General features: G+C 64.0%; 22 protein-coding genes and 3 pseudogenes. 16 read left to right on the top strand and 9 right to left on the bottom strand.

The genetic code is table 11. The annotated features are described in order from the left end of the window. The first annotated feature begins 15 nt into the window (after window positions 1-15). The 8 genes and pseudogenes from BFF94_RS35305 to BFF94_RS35270 all read left to right on the top strand — a co-directional run. On the top strand, window positions 16-1,194 hold the full coding sequence (locus tag BFF94_RS35305) for a hypothetical protein (RefSeq protein WP_128844112.1): 1,179 nt from the start codon (window positions 16-18) through the stop codon (window positions 1,192-1,194). A 19-nt stretch (window positions 1,195-1,213) separates the two neighbouring features. Then, complete coding sequence (locus BFF94_RS35300; RefSeq protein ID WP_128844115.1) at window positions 1,214-2,320, top strand: hypothetical protein; 1,107 nt, start codon at window positions 1,214-1,216, stop codon at window positions 2,318-2,320. An 8-nt stretch (window positions 2,321-2,328) separates the two neighbouring features. Further along, on the top strand, window positions 2,329-3,390 hold the full coding sequence (locus BFF94_RS35295) for a hypothetical protein (RefSeq protein WP_128844118.1): 1,062 nt from the start codon (window positions 2,329-2,331) through the stop codon (window positions 3,388-3,390). A gap of 88 nt (window positions 3,391-3,478) precedes the next feature. After that, entirely contained in the window at window positions 3,479-3,991 is a 513-nt protein-coding gene (locus BFF94_RS35290) for a nucleoside/nucleotide kinase family protein (protein WP_201260410.1), read from the top strand. Window positions 3,992-4,011: 20 nt separating this feature from the next. Next, entirely contained in the window at window positions 4,012-5,637 is a 1,626-nt protein-coding gene (locus BFF94_RS35285) for a hypothetical protein (protein ID WP_201260411.1), read from the top strand. Window positions 5,638-5,686: 49 nt separating this feature from the next. Next, the gene (locus BFF94_RS35280; RefSeq protein ID WP_128844126.1) at window positions 5,687-6,469 is read left to right on the top strand and encodes a TIGR01458 family HAD-type hydrolase; all 783 of its coding nucleotides are present in this window, start codon (window positions 5,687-5,689) and stop codon (window positions 6,467-6,469) included. A gap of 31 nt (window positions 6,470-6,500) precedes the next feature. Then, entirely contained in the window at window positions 6,501-7,298 is a 798-nt protein-coding gene (locus tag BFF94_RS35275) for a phosphodiesterase (RefSeq protein ID WP_128844129.1), read from the top strand. A gap of 248 nt (window positions 7,299-7,546) precedes the next feature. Beyond that, window positions 7,547-8,791 (top strand): annotated as a pseudogene (locus BFF94_RS35270) (DUF4158 domain-containing protein); the annotation flags it as partial. A 74-nt stretch (window positions 8,792-8,865) separates the two neighbouring features. Here the strand turns inward: BFF94_RS35270 and BFF94_RS38270 are convergent. The 7 genes and pseudogenes from BFF94_RS38270 to glnT form a co-directional block, all read right to left on the bottom strand. Continuing rightward, window positions 8,866-8,958 (bottom strand): NIPSNAP family protein, encoded by a 93-nt coding sequence (locus BFF94_RS38270; RefSeq protein WP_281426436.1) that lies wholly within the window; start codon window positions 8,956-8,958, stop codon window positions 8,866-8,868. Window positions 8,959-8,973: 15 nt separating this feature from the next. Next, window positions 8,974-9,171, bottom strand: a pseudogene (locus tag BFF94_RS35260) (aldehyde dehydrogenase family protein); the annotation flags it as partial. 71 nt (window positions 9,172-9,242) lie between these two features. Next, the gene (locus BFF94_RS35255; RefSeq protein ID WP_372454368.1) at window positions 9,243-10,643 is read right to left on the bottom strand and encodes an ammonium transporter; all 1,401 of its coding nucleotides are present in this window, start codon (window positions 10,641-10,643) and stop codon (window positions 9,243-9,245) included. Window positions 10,644-10,829: 186 nt separating this feature from the next. Further along, complete coding sequence (locus tag BFF94_RS35250) at window positions 10,830-12,191, bottom strand: FMN-binding glutamate synthase family protein (RefSeq protein WP_128844132.1); 1,362 nt, start codon at window positions 12,189-12,191, stop codon at window positions 10,830-10,832. A gap of 25 nt (window positions 12,192-12,216) precedes the next feature. Next, entirely contained in the window at window positions 12,217-12,906 is a 690-nt protein-coding gene (locus BFF94_RS35245; protein WP_128844135.1) for a GltB/FmdC/FwdC-like GXGXG domain-containing protein, read from the bottom strand. Beyond that, entirely contained in the window at window positions 12,894-13,802 is a 909-nt protein-coding gene (locus BFF94_RS35240; protein WP_128844138.1) for a class II glutamine amidotransferase, read from the bottom strand. Before BFF94_RS35240 ends, BFF94_RS35245 begins: the two co-directional genes overlap by 13 nt. A 12-nt stretch (window positions 13,803-13,814) precedes the next feature. Further along, window positions 13,815-15,203: a type III glutamate--ammonia ligase gene (gene glnT, locus BFF94_RS35235; RefSeq protein WP_219140396.1), complete on the bottom strand. Its 1,389-nt coding sequence runs from the start codon at window positions 15,201-15,203 to the stop codon at window positions 13,815-13,817. A gap of 249 nt (window positions 15,204-15,452) precedes the next feature. On the opposite strand from glnT, the gene BFF94_RS35230 reads away from it, so the two are divergent. Next, a complete protein-coding gene (locus BFF94_RS35230) occupies window positions 15,453-16,055 on the top strand; it encodes a helix-turn-helix domain-containing protein (protein ID WP_124502114.1) in 603 nt (200 codons plus the stop codon). A 212-nt stretch (window positions 16,056-16,267) separates the two neighbouring features. Here the strand turns inward: BFF94_RS35230 and hutG are convergent, their stop codons facing one another. Further along, entirely contained in the window at window positions 16,268-17,077 is an 810-nt protein-coding gene (gene hutG, locus BFF94_RS35225; protein WP_128844142.1) for an N-formylglutamate deformylase, read from the bottom strand. Between the two features lie 17 nt (window positions 17,078-17,094). After that, window positions 17,095-18,060 carry a LysR family transcriptional regulator gene (locus BFF94_RS35220; RefSeq protein WP_128844163.1) on the bottom strand — a complete coding sequence of 322 codons (966 nt, stop codon included), beginning with the start codon at window positions 18,058-18,060 and terminating at the stop codon, window positions 17,095-17,097. A gap of 181 nt (window positions 18,061-18,241) precedes the next feature. Here BFF94_RS35220 and BFF94_RS35215 point away from each other — a divergent pair, with 181 nt between their 5' ends. The 7 genes and pseudogenes from BFF94_RS35215 to BFF94_RS35185 all read left to right on the top strand — a co-directional run bounded on the left by BFF94_RS35215 (window position 18,242) and on the right by BFF94_RS35185 (window position 25,878). Further along, the gene (locus BFF94_RS35215) at window positions 18,242-19,426 is read left to right on the top strand and encodes an NAD(P)/FAD-dependent oxidoreductase (protein WP_128844145.1); all 1,185 of its coding nucleotides are present in this window, start codon (window positions 18,242-18,244) and stop codon (window positions 19,424-19,426) included. A gap of 27 nt (window positions 19,427-19,453) precedes the next feature. Then, complete coding sequence (locus tag BFF94_RS35210; protein WP_128844147.1) at window positions 19,454-20,233, top strand: electron transfer flavoprotein subunit beta/FixA family protein; 780 nt, start codon at window positions 19,454-19,456, stop codon at window positions 20,231-20,233. Next, entirely contained in the window at window positions 20,230-21,174 is a 945-nt protein-coding gene (locus BFF94_RS35205; RefSeq protein ID WP_128844149.1) for an electron transfer flavoprotein subunit alpha/FixB family protein, read from the top strand. The genes BFF94_RS35210 and BFF94_RS35205 overlap by 4 nt, the downstream gene beginning before the upstream one ends. After that, on the top strand, window positions 21,171-21,836 hold the full coding sequence (locus tag BFF94_RS35200; RefSeq protein WP_128844151.1) for a HutD/Ves family protein: 666 nt from the start codon (window positions 21,171-21,173) through the stop codon (window positions 21,834-21,836). Before BFF94_RS35205 ends, BFF94_RS35200 begins: the two co-directional genes overlap by 4 nt. A gap of 21 nt (window positions 21,837-21,857) precedes the next feature. After that, window positions 21,858-23,531, top strand: a complete 1,674-nt coding sequence (locus BFF94_RS35195; RefSeq protein WP_219140395.1) for an electron transfer flavoprotein-ubiquinone oxidoreductase — start codon at window positions 21,858-21,860, stop codon at window positions 23,529-23,531. A 212-nt stretch (window positions 23,532-23,743) separates the two neighbouring features. After that, window positions 23,744-24,655: pseudogene (locus BFF94_RS35190) on the top strand (APC family permease); the annotation flags it as partial. A gap of 81 nt (window positions 24,656-24,736) precedes the next feature. Further along, window positions 24,737-25,878, top strand: a protein-coding gene (locus tag BFF94_RS35185) for an IS3 family transposase (protein ID WP_128849842.1) whose coding sequence is annotated in 2 segments (ribosomal slippage) — window positions 24,737-24,989 and window positions 24,989-25,878 — 1,143 coding nt in all. Because the reading frame shifts where the segments join, the coding sequence is not laid out codon by codon here. The last annotated feature ends 66 nt before the right edge of the window (window positions 25,879-25,944 follow it).

Here is a 25,944-nt window from a genome sequence, read left to right as displayed (position 1 = left end):
GCGGACCCAATCGCCATGACCACTCCATCCGATCTCTGCTTGCTGCTGTTCGACGCGAACGCGCGCATCTCGTCGGCCCCTGCGGCGCTCGCCGCGATGGCGGAACTCGCCGCCCCGCTGGCGCGGCGCGGCAACAACGGCCTGTTCATACCGAGCGGCACGCTGGAGCTCCTCAGCCTCACGACCCCGAACCGCCGCGAACTGGCGAACCACCCCGCTCCGTTCGATTTCCAGATATTCAACACGATCCAACGGCGCCGCACGCAGGCCACGCGAACGCGGCTTCGCGAGTTGGACCCCATGCTGGCCGTCGCGCTGCCATGCGTCGAGTTCGCGTTGATACGGCGCGGCGCGAACGCAAGCGTGTACCGCTACGTGCATGAAGGCGAAGCCGGTGCGCTGTTCCTGCACTTGCTCGACCTGGCGCCGTTCGACCACCTGACATGGGCGGATGCGAGCGCCGCCGCGCGCCGGGCATGCGAGGCCGCCGTGGGGGTACGCGCGCTGCTCAGCGACGATTGCTGGTATACGCGCTGGCACCCGGAGATGGAACTCGAGCGCAAGTTCACCTCGCGGCGGATCCCGAACATGTGGCGCCTGGCAACGGCGTTCCATGCGGCAGTCGCCGACGGCCGCGTCGATGGCCTGGTACTGGAAATCGATCGAGACTTCCAGACCATGGACTACGAATCGCACATCTTCGAGGTCGGGGGCGATCCGGCAGAATCGGGCTATATCTCGTTCATCCCGCAGGCCGACGGCCTCATGGCAGTCAAGCGCAAATGGTTCGTCGAAAACGCCGAACTGCGCCGCGAGGACTTCGTCACCAATCAGGCGATTCCGTTCGCGTCGATCGGCGATCACGCGCGCGCTATGACCCCGGCCACGGTACGGCGCCTGCAACCGTTCCGTCGCACTCGGATCGACGTGAATCTGGAATCGCTCGAGACCGGCAACGGTTTCGGCGTGTATTTCGACGTCTGCCTCAGTCTCGACGGACGAGCCGGCTTTGGCCAGATCGAGGTCGAATATTGCCGCAGCCGAACCTTCAAGCCCTTGCACGACATCGAGCGCGATTTCGAACACATTTCCGGCGTGGTCGAACAATTCCTGGCACAGCACGCGCCGGGCTTTCGTCACAACCTCTATTCGAAACTCGATTTCTCACGCGAATTGAGCGCGCTCGCCGCGTAATCGCCCAGGGAGCACCGATATGCCGTCCTTGACCGCCGCCCCAGTGATCCTGCTTGGCAGTTGGAAGTTTCGCCACGATACGCCGTTCGACGACGACGACCCTCCGCTGCTCGCGATCGATGCCAGCGGCATGACGCACGGCGCGGCGACCTCGGTTGCGGACCTGCGCGGCTTGCGGCGCGTGCTGGCCCGCTGGAGCGGTGACGGGGTCAGGAAAGAGCCCGAGGCGGGCCTCGATTGCAGCAACCTGCACGAGCAGCGTATCCCGCTCGCGATAGCCGGACTGTCGGACATGCAAGCCGAGATCACCCATCTACTCACGCGCCTCGACACGCATCGTGCCACGTTCGTGCGGCCACCCCATGCGATTGCCCAGGCAGACAGAGTCAGCGCGCTTCCCGACGCTTTGCTGAAGGCCTTTCGCGCCAACCGACTCGTCGTCAACAACTGGGAATGCCGCTATGCCTTCAGCGACACAGTCTTCGAGGAGCGCTTCGAGTTCGCGGACCTCGACTCCCCGCGCGCGCTGGGCGAGGCATGGTATTGCGCGCTGGATTCGGGCCGGGCCGCGCCGTTCATCGCGCAAACCGGCGACGAGTTCCGCCTGCTCGATCACGACGTCACTGCCTGCCGCGAGATTCCGGCCGGCGAGGTCTGGGTCGAGCACTGGAGTCGCAAGCGCAAGGGGGATTTCGAACTGTCGCTCGCCCAGGTCTTTCGCGCCGATCCCACCACCCGACAGGCCGCGAGACGTGTCGAGGCGCGCATCGAGGCGCCGTTCGTCGAGTCGGTGGCGAGCGTCGTGGACCGGCCGCTGCAGGCGATCGGCAGCTATCGCCGCGTCGCCTTCTCCACCGAATGCGAATCGACGCGCAGCGGACATATCTTCACCGTCGTGTTCGAGACCTGCGTTGCACACGACTCGCCCGACGCGAGCACCGCTCGCGGCAGCATTCGCTTCCAGAAAACGCGCGGCGACCCCGATCCAGTCGAGATCGCGGACGAGCTCGCGGAACTCTCCGCGATCGTGCATCGCTTCCTGCGTTCCCGTCGTCTCGTTGCCAAACCAGCCCGGCCGATGCTTGCATTCATGCAGGCCGCCGGCGCCGACCGATCCGTCCCGTGAGGCCATCCATGCGAACCGTGCTGTTGTCGAACGAACGCTATACGCTCGAACTCTCGCCATACAGCGCCGATACGGCCCTGGTGACGCGACTGACGCAATTCCTTGCGCCGTATTTCAGTCACCCGGCATCACCCGGCGGGGCAGCCTCAGAAATCGACCTTCGGCTCGCCCTGCATGAGCCAGCCGCCTTCAAGGCAGAATGGATTGCGCGGTGTACCACCCCCTCCACCATTCGCGAGACCACAGCACCGGGCTTCACGCTGCGCGTGCGCACCGCGCGCGAGACCGGCATCCTCTATGCTTGGGACCCGGAGCTGAGGGTCGGGTATCGGATCCAGCCAGCCCGTCGCAAGGTCGACTTCTACGGCGCATCCAATGCGTTCATCCACCTGATCGAACTTGTGCGCTACTACGGCCTGCTCGTCGAGCAGTCGAAAGGCGCCGCCATCATGCATGCATCCGCGGTAGCGACGCGCGTGGGCGGCGACATCATCGCCATCGGCGGCGTCAAGGGCGCCGGCAAGACCACGACCATGCTCGACCTGGTCGCCTCCGGCGACTATCTGTACTTCTCGGGCGACAAGCTCCTGCTGGACGTGGTGGACGGCCGCATCCGGGCGCGTGGCTGGCCGGACTATCCCCACGTCGGCGTCGGCACGCTGCGCTCGCATCCCGAGCTTGCCGAACAGCTGGGACTCGCCGGGATCGCCGCTGACCCGGCCTTCGCCGATACCGACAAGCGTCTCTGCCCGCCCGAGGCGATGCGTCGGGCGCTTGCGTCGAGCGGCACTGGGACCGGCTGGCTGACGTCGGTCTGCCTGCCGGACGTGAGCGCACCGGGATCGTTTCGTATTGACTCGCTCGCGCCGGACGAGATCGCGCTCGCGCTGCGCGCACCGGGCCTCTTCGAGTGGCCGCACCGCTTCATCACCTCGACCTGGCATGGCTTGCCGGCCGCTGCGGCAAGCGTCGACTTCACCGACTCGATACCGGATAACCTCGCCGAGGCCCTCGCCGGCATCGTGTGGCAGTCCCGTCTCGGCCTTCCACGACTCTCCGTCCTCAGCTAGCACCGGGAGACACACGATGCTTATTCAGTCAGGCCTTCGTATCGCCCTCGTCGCACCGAGCGGATCGGGAAAGAGCACGACGGCCGCCTTGCTCAGGCAGGCGTTCGAGGCGGCCGGCAGACGGGTCGAGATACTCAAGCTCGCCACGCCGCTGTATGCCCTGCAGCGCGCGTTCTACGACGCGGCATGCCATGACGTGCCCGACGACGCTCAGGACCAGCATTTGCTGGAGCACATCGCGACGGAGCTGCGTCGCATCGACCATCAGAGCCTCGTTAAGAACTTTGCACGACGCCTCGATCGCTGCGAGACCGACATCGTTATCAACGACGATCTGCGCGACGACGCAACCGACTGGCCCTATCTGCGACAGCAGGGGTTCGCGATCGTCAAGATCGCCACATCGCCGGCGCTGCGCGAGATGCGCCTGCATGGCCGCAACGATGTGTCGATTGTCGAGAACAGCCCGCTCGATCGGCAAATGAGCCGGATCCGGGCCGACTACGTCGTGCCCAACAACGGTACGCTCGAGGTGCTGCGCGCGCACGTCACCGCGCTTGCCGGCTACCTGCTCGATATCGCTGCGCGGGCCGCGGCATGAGATCCTCGCGCTCGCGGCTCGTGTGGCTGTTGATCGACGGCCTGTCCTGGCGCCTCGTCCAGATGCTGGCCGAGAAGCGTCCCGACTCGACCCTGACGCGCAAGCTGCTCGACAAGCGCGCGATACCGCTGCAGCCGCTCGCGCCCAACTGTCAGACACCGCCCTCGCTGTTCTCGATCTTCAGCGGTACGGACGTCGCTCAACACCGCCTAACCGGCTACCTGCTGCCAGCCCCCTCGCCCGACGATCCGCTCGCGGTCGCGGACGGATTCGCCGTATGGCCGCGCGACATTCCGATGGTCTGGGATCGCTGGGCCGCCGGGTCAACGTGCTTCCGCCTCTGCGCGGTACCGTTCGTGCAGCCGAGCCGGCTGGGCGCATCGCTGGTGGGCCGCACCGATGTCTACAGCGGTCTCGCGGTTGCGCCGGAAACTGTCCGCGATGGCGAGCGCCTGTCGATCCCCGCGCTCGACATTGACCTGCGTACCGAGGCCTGCGACGACGGCATCACGCTGCATGATCCGCGCTCGCCCGCGCCCCCTCGGCATGTGGCGATGAATCATAGCGTCGCGCTGCCCCTTGCCGGGCACGTACCCCATGGAAACGCCTTCCGGGCAGTCGCGCTGCACGCGATGCGGATAGACGGCGAACCGACCCTGATCAGTTTCGGCTACCGCGAGGTGAACGTGCATGGCGCGCCGGCCTCATCCTGCATGCCACCTGACGGCCCGATGCTGCAAACCGCGTTCGCCGCTTGCGATCCGGGCCGCCTCTACGGCAACGGCCGGCTCGGCCGGCGCCTCGATGAGGGTGGCACCGGCGCGGCCGAGCATGCGCTCGTTTCGCTGATGCGCATCGTGCATAACAGCTTCGCGTCCGACATCGTCGCCGCAGTGCGCGCCGCGGATGCCGATTGCGTGATCGGCTACGATCCCGCAATCGATCTGCTCTCGCACCACTTGCTCAAATACATCGCCCCGTGCCGGCCGGACCAGCCTGGGGCGCAGCTCGGCGAGGCCTTGTTCGACATCGCGCTCGGCTGGATCGACGAGTTGATCGACACCTGCCTCGCCGTCTCACCCGAGCCGGTGCGTTGTATCGCGCATTCGGATCACGGCATGGCGCCCATTCACCATGACCTGTTCCCAAACGCGTTCTTCGAGCGGATCGGCTTGCTGGCCTACGACAGCGCCGGCCGACCGGACCTCGCACGCTCCGCCGCGCTGTTCCACCCCGCCGAGAACGGCCTGGTTATGCTCCATGCGGGCCGCCTCGCAGCCCAGGGATTCATTCTCGGGACACTGATCGAGGCCTGGAGGGCCGCCTTGCCCGAATCGATGCGCCCCGGCTGGCACCATTTCGAAGGCCCGGCCACCACGCCCGGTAACCTGCGGGGCATTGAAGGCTGGCTGACGCGATGCTACTGGCAAGCGCCTGCCGGTACGCGCCTGCGCTTCGCTCGCGCGACACAGTTCGTGCAACCGAGCCGCAAGGGCGGCGACCACGCGGTCTGGTCGCGCGATCCCTGGTTGCAAGGCATCCTGATCGATGCCGGCGGCGATCCGATCGGCCTTCCCGACCGGCCCTCGCTGACCCTGCCCGAAATCGTTCCGTTCGTCTGCCGGGATGGCATGTTGTCCACCTGACAGATGCCGTCCCACCCCGTGTCATACCGATAATCAAGGAATACCGGCAATGATTGATACGCTCTTATGTGACATCGACGGCACACTGCTTCACCGCGGCGCGGCCCTACCCGGTGCGGCGGCCGCATTGCGGGCCGCACGCGATGCCGGACTCGGCATCCGCCTGCTGACCAACATCACGGCGAAAACGCCGCACGAACTCGCCACGCAACTGGGCACGGAGGGCATCGAGGTCGAGGCGGACGAAATCCAGACCGCCACAACGGCATGCATCAGCTTTCTCCTGGCGAACCCGGGCAAACGCTGCCATCTCATCGTGCCAGATGGTGTCCGTGCAGCCTTCGAGCCGGTCGAAATCGACGATGTTCATCCCGATTTCGTCGTGATTGGCGATATCGGCGACGGGTTCGATTACGCGACGCTCAACCGGGCGTTCCGCATGCTTCGTGGCGGCGCCCGGCTCGTCGCACTACAGAAGAATCTGTTCTGGCTCGACGCGGAGGGCGAGCGGCTCGACTGCGGTGCCTTCGTGATCGGGCTCGAGGCCGCCGCGGGCATCCGCGCCATCGTGACAGGCAAGCCGTCCCCGGTATTCTTCGAGGCCGCACTGCGCCAGCTCGGAGCCAGCGCTCAAGGCGCTGTCGTCATCGGCGATGACATCGCGACCGATATGGCAGGAGCCCGCGCCATCGGCGCGCACGCCTTGCACGTCAGGACCGGCAAGCATCGTCCGGAGTGGCTTGAGCAGCACCGGGAATCTATCGATAGCGTGCTCGACAGCATCGCGGACCTGCCGTCGTGGCTCGACCGAGTGCGCGTGCGCTCTGCCTGACTTCTCTCCCCATCCGTCGAGGAACCTGAAAATGACGATCATTGCGCAAATTTCCGATGTACATGTTCGGCCCGCTGGCGTGCTGTACCAGGACGTCGTGGATTCGAACGCGATGCTGGCTCGAGCGGTCGCGAGCCTCAATGCGCTCGCGCCGCGCCCTGATCTCGTGCTCGTTACGGGGGACTTGACCGACGAAGGCGCGCCGGAAGAATATGCGATGCTCAGGCGCCTGCTCGCGCCGCTGGAAATACCTTTCGCCGTCATGCCCGGCAATCACGACAAGCGCGACAACTTGAGAAGCGCCTTTCCTGATCATACGTATCTGCCGGCACAAGGCCCCCTGCATTTCACCATCGACGTCGGCGCGGTACGAATCGTCGCACTCGACACGTCAGTACCGGACTTGCATCATGGCGAGCTAGATCTCGACGCACTTGCTTGGCTCGACGCAGAACTTCATGCCTGTTGCGAACGACCGACAATCGTGGCCATGCATCATCCGCCGTTCGATACTGGAATTCCGTATCTCGACATCTACGGGCTTCGCGATATCGATCGGTTTGCTGCGACACTGACGGTTCACTCACATGTCGAGCGCGTTATCGCTGGGCATGTCCATCGTTCGATGCAGACTCGACTAGGGAACGTACCGGTCCTCACCTGCCCGAGTACCGTTACACAAATCGCCTTGCAAACCCAGGCCGATGCGCAACCCGCCTCGTATCTTGAACCTCCTGCACTCTTACTTCACTGCTGGACACAAGGAAAATCGTCGATTAGTCACCTGAGCTATATCGATCAATTTGAAGGCCCATACCCGTTCGCCTGAGCCCGTACCTCGATTTATGCCCCCCCAAGTCGCTGCGATGTAAGCGATCGATGCATTCTTGAATGCGATCGATGCGGCATAGATAGCTTCGGCGATCCTCAGACTGTTTTCGAATTACTCAAACGACTCCGGCGGAATCGACCGCAAACCGGCAGCGAAAACTTCGATCTGTGTGTCACGAACACTCCAGGAACTGCCGATCTTCTTGTGCCTGCTCGGTTCTCTGTTAAAGGACCGAGGCCAAATCAATGACCAAGATTCATGAATCCGCATACCCGGTACTCCCGGCGGAACTAGAGGAAACGGAATTGCGGACGGTCTACACGCTCAGCGCCGCGGAGATCCGGTTCGTCTTTGGTCAGTTCCGGCAGGCGCCGACGCGCGCGCTGATCCTCGCGCAACTGAAGCTGCTACAGCGTCTCGGGTACATGCCGGTGATCTCGGACGTGCCGCCGGCCATCATCGAACATGTGTGTGCCGTGCTCGGCGTTCGTCCGCTGCCGCGCGCGACCCTTGCGCGCTACGACCGCTCCGGCAGCAAATCCCGGCACCAGAAAATTCTCCGCGCGTTCGTCCGGATTTTTCCCGTCGACAGCGCAGTCCACGCATGGCTGACCGAACTAGCCGCCAATGCGGCCCGAACCAAGGCGGAATTACCCGACATCGTCAATGTGATGTTGGAAGAGTTGCTTCGGCGCCGCTACGAACTGCCGCCGCGTGCGATGCTCACTCGGATTGCTGGCCACGCCCGCAGTCAGCTCCATGAATCAGTTTATCGCGCCTTCGTCGACTCGCTCGACGACACATCGAAGGAGCGTGTCGACGCGCTGTTTCTGGCCCGGCGCGACCGAACGCGGTGGGACGAACTCAAGCGCGAGCCGAAGCGACCCGGGCCGCGTGAAATTGCGAGTTTTCTCGAGCACATTCAGGCCATGAACGCGTTGGCCAACGGCTTGCCGCCTGTGCCGAACATGCTCTCGGTTCCGAAGCGCATGCAGTTCGTCACTGAGGCACGTGCGCTCGACGTGAACGAAATGCGGGCGCTCACGCCCGCCAAGCGCTACACGCTCGCGCTGCTGTTCATGCTCGCGCAACGCCAGAAAGCACTCGACGACGTCGCCGAGATTTTCATCAAGACCGTGCGCAACCTCGAGCACACCGCCAAGCTTCGACCTCAGCAGTACCAGCTCGCGCATGCCGACCAGTTGCAGTCGCTCGTCAGCCAGTTTCGCGATATCCTGAACGTGCTGCAGGATGACGAAACGCCTGCGGCCATGCGCATCGCGCAGATGCGTGCCGCATTAAACAACGACCCCGATGCGGTGCTGATCCGGTGCAACGAGCATATCGCCCAAGGCGGCAATCACATCTTTCCGTTCCTGCTTGCGCCGTACAAAAACCTGCGGTCGTTGTTGTTCCACTGCGTCGAGCACCTGTCTCTGAAGTCCAGCTTACAGGACGATGCATTGCTTCGGGCGCTCGGGTGGATCCAGCCAATCTGACTCTCGTCTCAAACTCCATAGAACGGGGAACGAGATAACAACGTCGGGCCGGTGAAGCGTACTGCTCATGCGAGCGGCGAGAATGGCGCGGGTTTCATCGTCTTGTTTTCCATCTCATCCACCAGTGCCTGGATCTTCGGCGCGAACGCCTGCCACACCGGGTCGCCGGTCCGTCAGCGCATCACGAACGGATACGCGATCGGCTCGTCCGACGTGCGTATCCACACCGATTTCGGCCGCGTATAGTCGAGCGCCGTGTCGAAGCCGCCCTCGCTGCCGAGCCCGGGAAACCTGTAACCGCCGAACGACACGATCGGCGACACCGTGCGGTACGTGTTGACCCACACGATGCCCGCGCGCAGCGCGCGTGAGCCAGGGGGAGATGCAGCATGCCGGGTCGCGGCGCACTGCCGGAACGGAGCGCGTTGCCGCCACGCCGTGTTCAGGAATGGTAAGCCGTCTCTCCGTGCGAGCTCACGTCGAGCCCTTCGCGTTCGCCCTCGTGGTCGACGCGCAGGCCAATCGTCATATCGACCAGCTTGAACGCCACCACCGACACGACCGCCGACCAGACGAGCGACGTTCCGACGCCCCAGCACTGCGCGATCAGTTGATCGGCGATGTGATAGTCGGCTACCTTGTTCGCGACGTAGTCGTAGACGCCCGTGCCGCCGAGCGACGGCGCCGCGAACACACCGGTCAGCAGCGCGCCGGTGATCCCGCCGATGCAGTGCACGCCGAACACGTCGAGCGAATCGTCGACGCTGATCAAGCGCTTTAGTCCATTCACGCCCCAATAGCACGCGATTCCGGCGATCAAGCCCATAGCGATCGCCCCCATCGGGCCGACATAGCCGCACGCGGGCGTGATGACGACCAGCCCCGCGACGGCGCCGGACACCGCGCCGAGCATGGATGGCTTCTTCTTCGCCGCCCACTCGACGAAGGTCCACGAGACGGTGGCCGCGCACGTCGCCAGCAAGGTCGTGGCGAACGCGAGGGCTGCCGCGCCGCTAGCCTCGAGTGCGGAGCCGACGTTGAAGCCGAACCAGCCGACCCACAGCAGCGACCCGCCGATCATCGTCATCGTCAGGCTGTGTGGCGCCATCGTCTCGCGGCCGAATCCGACGCGCTTGCCGATCATGATTGCCCCGACGAGCGCGGCGATGCCCGCGTTGATATGCACGACGGTGCCGCCCGCAAAATCGATCGCTCCCTTCTGGAACAGGAAGCCCGCCGTCGCGGTAGCCTTGTCGCCTGCGGCCGCACTCGTATAAGCGTCGGGACCGGGCCAGTACCAAACCATGTGAGCGACGGGCAGATACGAGAACGTGAACCACAGAACCATGAACGCCAGCACCGCAGAGAACTTCGCGCGTTCGGCGATCCCGCCGACGATCAATGCGGGCGTGATCGCCGCGAAGGTCAGCTGGAACGACACATAGATGAACTCAGGGATCACTACGCCCTTGCTGAACGTCGCCGCGGTCGAATCCGGCGTGATGCCAACGAGAAACGCCTTCGAGAGTCCTCCGAAGAATGCATTGCCCTCCGTGAACGCGATGCTGTAACCGTATACCGCCCACAGTACTCCGAGCAGGCAGAACACCACGAGTGTCTGCATCAGGATCGACAGCATGTTCTTCGCTCGCACCATGCCACCGTAGAAAAGGCCAAGACCTGGCGCCGCCATCATCACGACGAGCAGCGTCGCGACGATCATCCACGCGGTGTCGCCCTTGTTCGGCACCGGCACTGCGGCTGCCACTTTGTCATCCGCGAACACGGGCAGTGCAAGCAGCCCAAGCCAAGCCCATAGAATCCAGCCAATCATCTTTTTCATGTGTCGTTTCCTCGAACAAAGACGTGCACCGCACCGCGACGCACGCGCGAACTGATGACGAACCAGCAATATCGGAATGAATGCGACACGCCGCGGGTTCACCGCGTGAGTCACATCGCCTGAACCGGTCGATGACGGAACGCCACGCCGACACGGCGCCGCGTCACGCGCACAGTCACGCCAGAATCACTCGCGCCCGCCCGGAATCCACGACGTGCCGGCAAGCGGCACCCGAGCCATTCCGGCCGCCTCGACTGTCAGCGCAACGAGATCTTCACGCTCGAGGTGGTGTACGTTCTGCTTGCCGCATGCGCGCGCGATGGTCGTCAGTTCCATGTTCAGCGTCTTCAGGTAGTTCCGCACGCGACGCGCGCCCTCTTCCGGTTCGAGACGCTTTTCCAGGACTGCGTCCTGCGTCGTCACGCCGACCGGGCACTTGCCGGTGTGGCAGTGGTGACAGAAACCCGGCGACGTATGGAGTGCCGCGTAATCGGCCACGGCCGAATGCAGCATGCCGTCCTGGAAGTAGGATTCGCTGTTGCAACCGAGTGCCATCAGGACCCCCTGGCCGATCGCGACGGCATCCGCGCCAAGTGCGAGTGCCTTCGCGACATCCGCCCCCGTGCGGATACCACCCGATACGATCAGTTGAACCTGCCCCTTCATGTTCAGGTCCTCGAGCGCATCGACGGCTTGACGAACCGCCGCCAGCGTCGGGATGCCGACGTTCTCGATGAAGCAGGTCTGGGTCGCTGCCGTGCCGCCCTGCATGCCATCGACCACGACGACATCCGCACCCGCATGCACCGCGAGCTTCACGTCGTTGAATGTGCGTGTTGCCCCGACTTTCACGTAGATCGGCTTTTCCCAGTCGGTGATCTCGCGCAGTTCCTGGATCTTGATCGCGAGATCGTCCGGGCCGGTCCAGTCCGGATGGCGGCTTGCCGAGCGCTGGTCGACGCCAGCCGGCAGCGTGCGCATCGAGGCCACACGTGGATTGACCTTCTGCCCGAGCAGCATGCCGCCACCGCCCGGTTTAGCGCCTTGCCCGATCACTACCTCGATCGCATCGGCACGACGCACGTCGTCTGGATTGAAACCGTAGCGCGACGGCAGGCACTGGTAGACGAGCGTCTTCGACGAACTGCGTTCTTCCTGCGTCATCCCGCCGTCACCGGTCGTCGTCGACGTACCGACCTCCGTGGCTGCACGGCCGAGCGCTTCCTTGACGTTCGCCGAGAGCGCGCCGAAGCTCATCCCCGCCACGGTGATCGGGATGTCGAGCACAACGGGCTTCTTTGCGAAGCGCGTGCCAAGCACGGTCTGCGACGTGCACTTCTCGCGATAACCTTCGAGCGGATAGCGCGACAGCGACGCGCCGAGGAACAGCAGATCGTCGAAATGCGGCACGCGACGCTTTGCGCCGAGACCACGGATCTCGTATAACCCGCGTTGTGCGGCCGCGTGGATGTAATCGATCGTCTTGCGGTCGTAGCCGTACGACTCTTCCTGCTGCAAGCGGGCGAAATGAATGGGTTTGACTTCCATGGCGTTTTCTCGATCGAGCGTGGATTCAATATTCCTGGTTCGCGTCGGCGTTCCAGTGGTAGAGCGTGCGGGCCGAAGCGATGCGCTTGAACGCGCGCGGATCGTGGTCGAGCCCGGCCGCGTCGAGCAGCGCCGCGACGGCGCTGACGTCGGCGTCGGCCATCGGCTCGAACTGCGCGTCCGCGCCGAGCGACTTCACGTCGCCCTTCACGTAGAGCACGGCTTCATACAACGAATCGCCGAGCGCATCGCCTGCGTCGCCGCAAATCACCATCCGGCCGGCCTGGGCCATGAATGCGGAGAAGCTGCCGACCGAACCGCCGACGACGATGTCGCCGCCCTTCAGCGAGATACCGCAACGCAACCCGGCATCGCCGTCGATCACAAGCAGCCCGCCGTGCGCGGATGCGCCCGCGCCGTTCGACGCGAAGCCCTTCACGTGCACTTTGCCGCTCATCATGTTTTCCGCGACACCCGTACCAGCACTGCCCTCGATGACGATCGTCGCGCGCTTGTTCATGCCGCCGGCGTAATAGCCGGCGTGGCCGTCAATCGTCACGGTCACGTCGGCATCGACGCCGACCGCGATGTTGTGCGCGCCGTTCGGCGACGCCAAAACGACTGCCTGGCCGTCTAGCACGTCCGCGCTGCCATGCAGGTACTGATTGACGTCCCGGACGGTTACGCTGCCCAGGTCGAATGTCATGCGTTCCATACGTACATCTCCTCGGGTGCGGGTTCGAATACCTTGGCGTTCTTGATGTCGGGCAGATGCGCAAGCGAGCGGAACTCCGACGCGATCGCGACGTAGTCGTCGTTCTCGGCGACGACGGCCGGCTTGCACGCGAACGGGTCGCGAATCAGCGCCAGCTCGGTCGGCGTACCCATCAGGAACGTGTAGAAGCCGTCGAGCTCCTCGAAGCCCTTCTGCAGCGCAACGGGAAGCGTGTCGCCCTCGCGCAGCCGCCATTCGAGGAAGCGGCACGCCGCCTCGGTATCGTTGTCGGTATCGAAGTGAATGCCCTTCGGCTCAAGTTTCCGGCGCACGCCGTAGGGGTTCGACAGCGAGCCGTTGTGGACCAGGCAGAAATCCTCGCCGGCCGTAAACGGATGTGCGCGATCCGGCGTCACGGCGGACTCCGTCGCCATCCGCGTATGGCCGACAAGGTGCGAACCCTTGAGGCCGCCGAACGCGTAACGCGCGGCGATATCTGCAGGCAACCCGATGTCCTTGTACAGGTCGATCGAGCGTCCGGCCGACAGCACGTATACGTGCGGGTAATGCTCGCTCAGCCAGTGCCGGATCGTATCGGCCTGCGCGTGGGCGGTCAGGACCGCGTGGTTCCCCTTTGCATCGACGCACGCCGCCGCGTCAACGGACACCTTCAGCCGGTCAAGCAGCACATCCCACGGGAAATGCTCACCTTCATCCGTAAAGCCCGAGTACAAGCTCAGCTTGCGCTGGTTTGGCTCGACCACGTCGCCGAACACCGCGAGACCGGCCGAGTCCGGGCCCCGTTCGGTCATGCCGATCAGCATCGGTACCATCAGCTCGCCGAGCCGGTCGCGCAATGCCGGCGTCTTGACAAGCAATCCTACGATTCCACACATGTTGTCTGCTCCTCAAAAAAATTCGACGTACTGCTTGATTTCCCAGTCCGATACGTGGCGCATGTATTCCAGCCACTCCATCCGCTTGAGCTTGAGGAATTCGTTGACCACCGGTCCGAGCGCATCGCAGATCGTCCGATCGGCTTCGAGCGCGTCGAGCGCCTCGCCGAGGTTCTGCGGCAGCACGCCGATGCCGTGTTCGCGGAGCTTCTGCGCAGGCCACTCATACAGGTTCTCGTTCGCTGGCGCGCCCGGCGACAGGTCACGGTCGATACCGTCGAGCCCGGCGGCGATCACGGCTGCCGTCGCGAGATACGGATTGCATGCACCGTCCGGCAGACGCAGCTCGATCCGGCCGCCTGGCATGCGCACCATCGTCGATCGATTGTTGTCGCCATAGCTGATGTAGGCCGGCGCCCATGTCGCGCCGGTCAGAGAGCGCCCGACGACGAGACGCTTGTACGAGTTGACCGTCGGATTGCAGAGCGCAGTCAGCGCAGGCGCGTGCGCGAGCAGGCCCGCCGTGAACTGGTAACCGAGTGCGGACAGACCCATGCCGAGCGCATCGCTGTCGTCGGCAAACAGGTTGCGCTTGCCGTCGCCGATCGACATGTGCATGTGCATGCCGTTGCCAGGGCGGTTTGCAAACGGCTTCGGCATGAACGAACAGATCATTCCGAGTTCGTTCGCGATTTCCGACGCGGCCATCTTGAAGAACACGTAGTGATCGCACGACGTCAGGCAATCGGTGTACGTGTAGTTGATCTCGAACTGGCCATTCGCATCCTCGTGATCGATCTGGTAAACGTCGATGCCGACCGCGCGCAGAGATTCGGTGAGCTTTTCCAGGAACACGCGGGTGCGGGACAGCCCCTTGTAGTCGTAGCAGGGCTTCGCCAGCGTATCGCTCGAGTCGCAGGGCTCGAGCGCACCCGACACCGAACGCTTCAACAGCGAAAATTCGGGCTCGAGGCCGGTAAAAAGCGTCCATCCGCGCTCGGTCACGCGGGCAACCTGCTTCTTCAGCGTCACCCGCGAATCGAACACCCAAGGTGCGCCATCCACATGACCGTCGCAAGCGATCCGTGCGAGTCCGGACTGCCACGGCACCGGCGTCAGCGTCGCAAGATCGCCGACCGCCATGTAGTCCGGCCCATTCGGCTCGATACCGACACCCGAGATCGCGAAGCCCGCAAAGCCCGCCCCCGCGGTCAGCACGCTGTTCAGATGCGCGACCGGCACCGACTTCGCCTTGGCCACGCCGTGAATGTCGACGAATTGCGCGAGCACGTACTTGACGCCGTGTTGCCCGAGGTATGTCTGCGCTTCGGCTACCGAATCGAAGCGGGGTACGCTTCCGAGCGCGTTGACCGGCAACTGGCTCGTATCGTTCAGGTTCATCGTCTCTCCTTGCAACTGCTTCGTTCACTGATTTGAGGAATCCGCCCGACTGACGAGCGACCCAACTGCGCGACATGAGCAAGCACCGCGTCCGGTACGCTGCAACCACGCCGTCAACATGCGGAGAGATTTATTGTTATGAAACAATAATTCCCCATATGAAACTCACGGTGCGCATGCCGGCGTTGCATGCCTTGCCGGCGCACACGCCGCAATCTGCTAACCTTGCCCCTTTTGCCGAGGTCGACGATGCATACCGCTGACGACAGCAAGACACCGCTCGAACGCTATCTCGGGTCGACCATTCGCGAGCTTCGCCAGCGCCATGGCCTGACCATCGCCCAGGTCGCCGAACAGGCCGGCATCAGCCGCGGCATGCTGTCGAAGATCGAAAACGCACAAACCTCGACCGGCCTCGACGTACTCCACCGGATTGCCCAGGCGCTCGGCGTCTCCATGGCCGTCCTGTTCCGTAACTTCGACGTCCCGCAAGGCGGCGCCCAGCTCGTGAAGAAGGGCGCCGGCATGGAAGTGGTCCGCAAAGGGACGAAAAGCGGCCACACCTACCATCTGCTCGCCTACGACCAGGGTCCTCGCAAAACTTTCGAGCCGTTCCTGATCACGATGGAGGACCAGGCGGAGCGCTTTCCCGTGTTCGAGCATCCCGGCACCGAATTCATCCACATGCTCAAAGGCGTGATCGAATACCGGCACGGTCAACAGACCTACATCCTGCATCCCGGCGACACCCTGACGTTCCGCGGCGACGTACCGCACGGCCCCGAACGCCTGATCAAGACCCCGATCCAGTTCCTGTCGATCTTCGTCTACGGACAACCTGCCGACGAATAAGCATCCCGTCACGAGAGATAACGCAAGCCTCGTGCCAGGTTTATCTATAGGAATCAAAGATTCCCATGGATAAACACTCCGGGCGACATGGCACCTGTATGTCATCCGGTGCGCGCCGGCCTCTTGCGTGTTCCGGGTGCGGTTCCACGCCACTTTCGGTGCAGCGTCGCACTGATACGGGAACCGCGGTTACGAAGATGTATCAGTGATCCTTATGCTGCGACTGTCGGCAGCGCCACCAACGCATCCAGTGCCGCGCCGATCATCCGGCGCACCGTGGGCTGCACGAGCGACGCGCGCGCGGGATCGTATGCAAACGGGAAAGCTTCGTTCATGTACGTCGACTGGCACATCTCCAGCTGGATCGCGTGCACGCCGTGCGACGGCCTGCCGAACGAGCGGGTAATGAAGCCGCCCTTGAAGCGGCCATTGGCAACCGACGTGAACGGGCTTGCCGCGGCCTCGCGTTCGACCGCAGCTTGTACGGACGGCGCGACAGTCCGTCCTTCCTGCGTGCCGAGGTTCAGGTCGGGTAGCTTGCCGTCGAACAACCGCGGCAGCGTGCTAGCGATCGAGTGCGCTTCCCAGAGGAGCACGTTCCCGTGGTGCTCGCGCAGTCTCGCCAACTCGGCAGCCAGTGCCGTGTGGTAGGGCTGCCAGTACGTGCCGACCCGGCGGCCCTTCTCCGCCGCGTCCGGTTCGGATCCTTCTCGATAGACCGGCTCGCCTCGAAACGTTTCGGTTGGACACAGGCCCGTCGTCGTCTGGCCGGGGTACAGGCTCTCGTCATCCGGCGGACGGTTGAGGTCGACCACGTAACGCGAGACCGTCGCGCCGAGCACCGTCGCGCCGAGCGTCGTCGCGAACGCATACAGGCGATCGAGGTGCCAGTCCGTGTCGGCAAGCGTCAGCGCGCGGTCGGTGTACACATCGCGCAACGGCGTAGGTATCGCCGTTCCGAGGTGGGGAATCGAAATCAGCAGCGGCGCATCGCCGCGTTGCAGCGTGTATAGGTCACTCATCGAGGACTCCGTACTAATCAAAGCAATGCATCTTCGGGCAACTGCGGCACGGCGCGCGCGAGCGCAGGCCGGATCGAATGATCGAGCACGGATCGCGTCAGCTCGACGATCTCCGTGACGAAGTCCTCCCACTCGCCCTGCCGATGCAGGAGAAAGAAATCGCGCCGGCCCAGCCGGCCGGACGGCAACGGCAGGACGGCAATGTCGCCGAGATAATGTCGCGCCTGCCACAGGCACAGCGGTGTCGAGATCGCGAAACCGAGCCGCGCGGCAACCAGGCTCAGCAGCGGATCCGTCGCATCGAATTCGAAGCGCCTCGGGCTGTCGATACCGAGGTGACGTGCGAACCGCTCCACCTGCTGACCGATCACGGACCGCGCCGTGTAACGGATCAGCGGCAGTTCGGCGGCCAGCGTCCGCCAGTCGGCCATCGGGCGACCGGCCACATGCGCGCGCGCGACGACCGCGACAAACGCTTCCGAGAACAACGGCACCTCGACGATGCGCGCATCGCTGACCGTGGTTTGCGTGCACACGGCGACGTCGATTTCCCGGTCATGCAATTGCTTGCTCAAGCCCGGCGTGATCCCGGACCACATCGAAATCTGCCTCGACGCGCCGGACACCGCGCGGATCAGTTCCGGACCGACCGTCGCCGCGAACGAATCGACGCAGCCGAGCCTCACCGGCAGGCGCCCCGCGTCCGACGCGTCGCCGACGCGCGCGCTGACCATTTGCGCATGCTCGAGCAGCGGGCCTGCCAGCTCGAGCAGGGCCCGGCCGGCGATATTGGGGCGCGGTGGGCGGCTCTCGCGATCGAACAGCACCGTCCCCTGCTCTCGCTCCAGTGCCGAAATAGCCTGGCTGATCGCGCTCTGGCTCACGCCGATGCGTCTGGACGCACCGGTCATCGAACCGGTCTCGCACACGGCGACGAATGCCTGCAGGGCACGCAGGTCGATTGGCGATGGGGTGCGTCGCATAAAGGCTCCAGATGCCGAGGAGGAGGACCATTCCGCCAATACGCGACGAATCGTGCGCCGGTTCGGTTCACCCGGGTGCTGAATGAGCACTTCCGGGCACGTTGCATAAGTTTGCCTAATACAAAATTCGACAGCATCACGGCTCCCTAGAATCGGCTCGTCGTCTACCCAGAGGGAAACCATGAGCCATTTCGACTTCATCGTGATCGGTGCCGGCGTGATCGGCACGTCGGTCGCGCATCATCTTGCATCGCTCGGCGCCCGTAACGTCCTCGTCATTGAACGCGGCATGATCGGCGCAGGCACCACGTCGCAATCGTCCGGCCTGCTGCGCACGCATTACTCGGTCCGCCAGAACGTCGAGCTGGCGCGCTCGTCGTGGTGGGCATTCAACAACTTCGCCGAATACGTCGGCGACGACGAGGCATCCAGCGGGCTCGTCAAATGCGGCTACATGATCTGCGCGCCGGATGGGGAGAAACTCGAGCCACTGCGCGCGTCGCTCGACGTGCAGCGGGCGATGGACATCGACGTCCAGCTGCTCGATCGGGACGAGGCACGCGCACGCCTGCCGATCGCGCAGTTCGACGACGCGGCGCTGATCGGCTTCGAACCGGAAGCCGGCTTCGCCGATGCTTACCTCGTCGCGACGAGTTTCGCGAAATCGGCACGCCGACGTGGCGTAAAAATTCTCGAGGGCACGACCGTCACGGGCGTCATCCGCGAAGGCCGCCGCATCGTCGGCGTCGACACGAGCGCGGGCCGCTTCACGTGCGGCACACTGATCAGCACGCAGAACATCTGGACGCCGGAACTGTCCGGCTGGATCGACGTACCGCTGCCCGTCACGCCTGAGCGGCATACCGTGCTGGCACTCGAATGCGACGCAAGGTATTCGTTCCAGATGCCCGCGTTCAAGGACCTCGGCTCGCCCGGCATGCTGTATTACCGCAGCTATGGCGGCAGCCAGATGCTGGTCTCCGAGGGCGTCGTTGGCGAAACGCTGAATGCGCCCGAAACCGAACAGGGCGACATCTCTCTCGATTACGTCGCCGAAGTCGGCGCGCAGGTCGCCGAACGTTTTCCCGCCTACGAGACGGCCGGGCTCGCATCGTCGTGGACCGGCGTCTACGACGTGACCCCCGACTGGAATCCCGTGCTCGGCAATGTCGGTGACATCGAGGGGCTCGTGGTCGGCTTCGGCTTCTCGGGCCACGGCTTCAAGCTGTCGCCCGGCATCGGCAAGCTGCTCGCGCAGCATGCGCTCGGACACCCGACCGACGTGTCGCTCGCCCCTTACGCGCTCGAACGCTTCGCGACCGGCGCATTGCTCACCGGCAAGTACGGCCTCGGCGCCGTGTCCTGATCCACACTCTTCCGACGAGACAATCCCATGCCCCTGAAGATACTGGTGCCCGTCAAGCGCGTCGTCGATCCGAACGTGCGCGTGCGGGTCGGCTCCGCCGGTTCGATCGAGACGACCGGCGTCAAGATGTCCATCAACCCGTTCGACGAATGCGCGCTCGAAATGGCGCTGCGCCTGCGCGAAGCCGGTCACGCCGCGCAGGTGAGCGTCGTCACGTGCGGCCTGCCCGCCTGCCAGGACGTGCTGCGCACCGGTCTGGCCATGGGCGCCGACGACGCGATCCTGATCGACACCGGCGACGCCGCCGCGTCGCTCGACTCGCTGGGCGTCGCACGGCTGCTGCACGCCTACATCGGCACGTCGCCGTACGACCTCGTGCTCTGCGGCAAGCAGGCGATCGACGACGACACCGGCGGCGTCGCGCCGATGCTGGCCGGCCTGCTCGGCTGGCCGCAGGGACTCGAAGCAACCGCGCTCGCGCCTGAAGACGACGGCTGGCGCGTCACTTGCGGCGACGACAGTGGCACCGCGACCTGGCTGCTGTCCGGACGCGCCGTCGTGAGCGCCGACCTGCGCCTCGCCGAACCGCGACGCGTGACGCTGCCCAGCAGCGTCAAGGCAAAGCAGAAACCGCTTGCCGTCGTTCATGCCGCTCAATTCGCGGTCGATCTCGCGCCGTCGTCACGTGCATTGCAACTCGACGAGCCGACCGTGCAGCGCGCAGGTCATCGCGTTGCCGATATCGACGCGATGATAGCCGCGCTCGCCGCACACAACGTCTTTGCCCATACAGGAGTCTCCACATGAGAACGCTCGTTGTCGCCGAAGCCGCGGCCGACCATGCGCTGCCGGACGCGGTCCGGCGCGTCGTGACCGCAGCAACGGCACGCCGGCATCCGGTCGACGTGCTGGTGTTCGATCCCGCGGCCGCCGCGGAAGCCGCGCTGATCGACGGCGTCGACCAGGTGCTCCGGCCCGATCTGCCGGACGCTGCCGGTGCCGTCACGCCGGAAAGTCTCGCCGCGTTGCTGGCCGGACTGGCACCGCGCTACACGCTGATCGTGGCCGCTCATCGCACGCTCGGCCGGAATGCGTTGCCGCGCGCCGCGGCACTCGCCGGCGCGGCTTTCATCGCGGACGTGACCGGCATCGCGGACGACGAGCGCTTCGTTCGCGGCCTGTACGCGGGAAGCATCGTCGCGACCGTCGAAAGCACGCGCGCGACCACCTTTGCGACCGTGCGCGCATCGTCGTTCGCGGCGGCAGGCGCGCGAGCCGAACCGGCACCGATCGATGCCGTGGATGCGCCGCCCGCATTCGCCGCGACGACGCTCGTCGCACGCAACGGCGCTCAGGCGGCCGGCATCGATCTCGCGAATGCGACGATCGTCGTATCGGGTGGACGCGGGCTCGCGTCCGGCGAGAACATGGCGCGGCTCGGCACGCTCGCCTCGCGCTTCGGCGCAGCCCTCGGCGCATCGCGCGCTGCGGTCGACGCCGGCTATGCACCCAACGCGATTCAGGTCGGGCAAACCGGCAAGACCGTCGCGCCCGACGCCTATCTTGCATTCGGAATCTCGGGTGCCATTCAGCACCTGGCCGGCATGAAGGATTCGAAGTGGATCGTCGCCGTCAACAAGGATCCGGATGCACCCATCTTCTCGTTTGCGGATGTTGGCTTCGTGGGTGATCTGTTCGACGTGATGGCCGCGATCGAACGTCACGTCGATGCCGGGAGAAGCGCATGACGGGCGCCGATTCCGGGGAAGACATCGTCCCGCGCGTGCCTGCGCCACTTTCCCTCGATGGGGGTGCGCCATCTGCGGCGCACGACTCGTCCGTCCGGTTCATCGATTGCACGCAAGTCGCGCCCGAAGCTTGGGCAAACGGCGCCGGCATCACGCGAACGATTGCAAGCCGCATCAACCAGGAAGGCGCCATCGACTGGCGGATCAGTCTCGCGACACTCGACAGGCCCGCCCGCTTCTCGCGATTTCCGGGCGTCGACCGGATCCTCGTCCCGGTCGACAACTCGAGTGTCGAACTCCACGCGCAGGACGGGCATCTTGTCGCCCACCCACTCGTGCCTGCACACTTCCCCGGCGATTTGCAGGTATGGACCACCGATATCGTTCGACCCACGCACGTGCTCAACGTGATGACACGCCGCGTCACCTGCCGACCTACCGTGACCGTGGCGACGCATTCGCGTCGCGTCACGACGGCGTCCACGCATCTGCTGATTTGCGCGTCCAGCCAATGGCGCTTCAGCAGCACCGCGCTCAACACCCAGACGCTGCTGCCGATGCAGGGACTGTGGCTTGACGGCCGCAGCGAGGAACTCGATCTGAGCTCCGTCGCACTCGATGCCCGCCTGATCTCGATTGCACTTGAGCCGGTTGAATACTAATACCTAACCCTCTATCCATTCATGTCTCACGTTTCCCTTATCGAACACTACGGCCCGCGCGAATCGATGGAATACGACGTCGTGATCGTCGGCGGCGGCCCCGCCGGGCTGTCGGCGGCGATCCGGCTCAAGCAGCTGGCCGCCGAGAAAGGCACCGAAATCGGCGTGTGCGTGCTCGAGAAGGGTTCCGAGATCGGCGCGCACATCCTGTCGGGCGCGGTGATGGATCCGCGCGCGATCACCGAACTGTTCCCCGACTGGAAGGAGCAAGGCGCGCCGCTCACCGTCGAGGTGACGGAAGACCGCTTCCTGTTCCTGTCCGAGCAGAGCGCGGTCACGACGCCGAACTGGGCGCTGCCCGAGAACTTCAAGAACCACGGCAACTACGTGATCTCGCTGGGCAACGTCACGCGCTGGCTGGGCACGCAGGCGGAAGCCTTGGGCGTCGAGATCTTCCCGGGCTTCCCGGCCGCCGAGATCCTGTACAACGACGACGGCTCCGTGAAGGGCGTCGCGACCGGCAACATGGGCGTGGGCAAGGACGGCGAGCCGACCGAGAACTTCCAGCTCGGCATGGAACTGCACGCGAAGTACACGCTGTTCGCCGAAGGCTGCCGCGGCCATCTGGGCCGCCAGCTGATCTCGAAATTCAAGCTCGACGCGAACGCGGATCCGCAGGCGTACGGGATCGGCATCAAGGAACTGTGGGAAATCGATCCGGCCAAGCACAAGCCGGGCCTGGTGATCCACACGGCCGGCTGGCCGCTGAAGTCGGATACATACGGCGGCTCGTTCCTGTATCACATGGACAACAACCAGGTGATGGTCGGCTTCGTGGTGGGCCTCGGCTACACGAACCCGTACCTGTCGCCGTTCGAGGAATTCCAGCGCTACAAGACGCACCCGTCGATCCGCGCGTTCCTGGAAGGCGGCAAGCGCGTGTCGTACGGCGCGCGCGCGATCACGGCCGGCGGGCTGCTGTCGCTGCCGAAGACGGTGTTCCCGGGCGGCGCGCTGATCGGCGACGACGCGGGTTTCCTGAACGCGTCGCGGATCAAGGGCAGCCATGCGGCGATCAAGACCGGCATGCTGGCCGCGGACGCCGCGTTCGACGCGGTGCAGGCCGGCCGCCAGTCGGACGAGCTCAACGCCTATCCGGACGCGTTCAAGCAATCGTGGCTGTACACGGAGCTGTACCGCGCGCGCAACTTCAAGCAGTGGATGGCCAAGGGGCTGTACCTGGGCACGCTGATGGTCGGACTCGAGCAGAAGGTGATGGGCGGCAACGTGCCGTGGACGCTGCACCACAAGCACGCGGACCACGAGATGCTGAAGCCGGCGTCGCAGTGCGAGCCGATCGTGTACCCGAAGCCGGACGGCAAGCTGACGTTCGACCGGCTGTCGTCGGTGTTCGTGTCGAACACGAACCACGAGGAGAACCAGCCGGCGCACCTGACGCTGAAGGATGCGAACGTGCCGGTGAACGTGAACCTGCGCACGTACGCGGGCCCGGAGGGGCGGTTCTGCCCGGCGGCGGTGTACGAATTCGTGAAGAACGACGACGGCAGCGACCGGCTGGTGATCAACGCGCAGAACTGCGTGCACTGCAAGACCTGCGACATCAAGGACCCGACGCAGAACATCGTGTGGGTTACGCCGGAAGGCGGCGGCGGGCCTAACTACTCGGGGATTTAGTTCCGGCAACTATGTCCAGCGGAAAACGCAAAAAAACATGTCAGGTTCGACTGACATGCCTTTTTGCTTAACAGCCCTACGATCCTGCACGAATAGCATAAGCAAACCCACGCTACCTCCGAAGGAGTACATCTTCATGACAGTTGCTCCGGCTTTATTGACCGCAGATCGTCCAGAAGCGCGAGCCGATTCGCGTATCGTCGGAGACAAACATGAGTTCAATCAACGAGGGAGTACAGGGAAGTCTCTCTGGACTCCAGACAGAAACGGCCGGTCTGCATCGAAAAATCGGCTGGACAGGGGCATTCTGGGTCGCCAGCGGCGTTCCCGCGCTAGTACTTTTCTCGATAGGCTCGATCGCCGCCACGGTCGGCAAGCCATCGTGGATCGTCTGGATGCTGTCGATAGGTTTCGGCTTCATCCAGGCATTCTCGTATGCGGAAATTGCGGGCCTCTTTCCGCATAAATCGGGAGGGGCATCCGTATACGGTGCAATCGCGTGGGTGCGTTACAGCAAGCTGCTCGCGCCACTGTCCGTATGGTGCAACTGGTTCGCGTGGTCGCCCGTTCTCGCCATCGGTTCAGGCATGGGCGCGGGCTACGTTCTCAACATGCTGTTCCAGCCAACCGCTGCGATCAACACGTGGCAAATCACACTTCTTGATCTCGGCTGGCTTGCAAGTGGCCTGACACTCCGCATTAACGCGACCTTCATCATCGGCGCGATCATTCTGCTGGCCGCATTCGCGATCCAGCACCGCGGCATCCTGCACGCCGCGAAACTACAGATGATCCTGGCGATCGCGGCCCTGTTGCCGCTACTGATCGTCGGCGTCTATCCGATCCTCAGCGGCGATCTGCCGAAAGCGCATCTGTTGCCGCTCTACCCGCTCGCGAAGGACGCGGCGGGCCACGTGATCGACGGCACATGGAGCGCCGCCGGGCTGCAACTGATGGCCGGAGGCCTGTTCATCGCGGCATGGTCGACGTACGGGTTCGAAACAGCAGTGTGCTACACGCGCGAGTTCCGCGACCCTCGTCGCGATACCGTCAAGGCGATCCTCTACTCCGGCCTGTTGTGCCTGGTGTTCTTCACGATGGTGCCGCTCGCGTTCCAGGGCGCATGACCCTGACCCAAGAAATAGTCCGGTTCAAAAGTATAGAAATTCGGCATGATGTGTCCAAGCGGACACGAAGGCCATGCCATGAAGACGAGCAAGTTTACGGAAGAGCAGATCGCATTTGCGCTGAAGCAAGCCGAGCTGGGTACGAAGGTCGAAGAGATCTGCCGCAAGCTCGGAATTAGCGAGGCGACTTTCTACAATTGGAAGAAGAAATTCGGAGGGTTGGGACCTTCTGAGTTGCGCCGGTTGCGCCAGCTCGAAGAGGAAAACGCGAAGCTGAAGCGACTTGTGGCGGACCTGAGCCTGGACAAGGCCATGCTGCAGGACGTACTCGCAAAAAAGCTCTGAAGCCTGCCCGTCGGCGCATGTTGATCGATGAATTGCGCGATCGCTATCGGACCAGTCTGACGAAGACCTGCGCGTTGTTTGGCATGTCTCGTTCGCTGTATCGGTATCAGTCAGTCGCGCGCGATTCGTCGGCACTGCTCATGCGTATCAAGGAGATCACCGCCACGCGCGTGCACTACGGGTACCGACGCGTTCACGTGGTCCTGCGACGGGAAGGCTGGCGAGATAATTGCAAGCGCGTCTACAGGCTGTATCGCGCGGAAGGCCTGTCGCTGCGGCATAAGCGGCCGCGGCGCAACAAGTCGGCACGACTACGGCAGCCCAAGCATATCGTGACTACGATCAACGAAATCTGGAGCATGGATTTCGTTGCAGATGCACTGTTCGACGGGAGACGTCTTCGGACACTGACCGTCGTCGACAACTACACACGGGAATGCCTGGCCATCGAGGTCGGGCAAAGTCTGAAGGGGGAGCATGTGGTCGAAGCGCTGACGCGCATCACTGCCATGCGCGGGCATCCTGGCACGATCAAGGTCGACAATGGCAGCGAGTTCATCTCGAAGGCAATGGATCGCTGGGCCTATGAACATGGCGTTGAACTGGATTTCAGCCGACCGGGCACGCCCACTGACAACGCCAAGGTCGAAAGCTTCAACGGGCGCTTCCGGCAGGAGTGTCTGAACGCGCATTGGTTCTTGTCATTGGCCGATGCGCAGAGCAAAATCGACGACTGGCGCACGTACTATAACGAGGTTCGTCCCCACTCCGCATTGCAGTGGATGACGCCCGCCGAATTCGCCCATCAGGCAAGGGAATCCGCCTTGCCTGACAACTCAACCAAGCCGGAAATCTCCACTTCCGACCGGGACTAATTCTGGTTCAGGGTCACAAGCCGGAAATCTCCACTTCCGACCGGGACTAATTCTGGTTCAGGGTCA

Source organism: Burkholderia catarinensis (assembly GCF_001883705.2).
Lineage (GTDB): Bacteria > Pseudomonadota > Gammaproteobacteria > Burkholderiales > Burkholderiaceae > Burkholderia > Burkholderia catarinensis.
The sequence above is the reverse complement of the archived record's forward strand: the minus strand, read 5'-3'. Positions and strand labels throughout refer to the sequence as shown.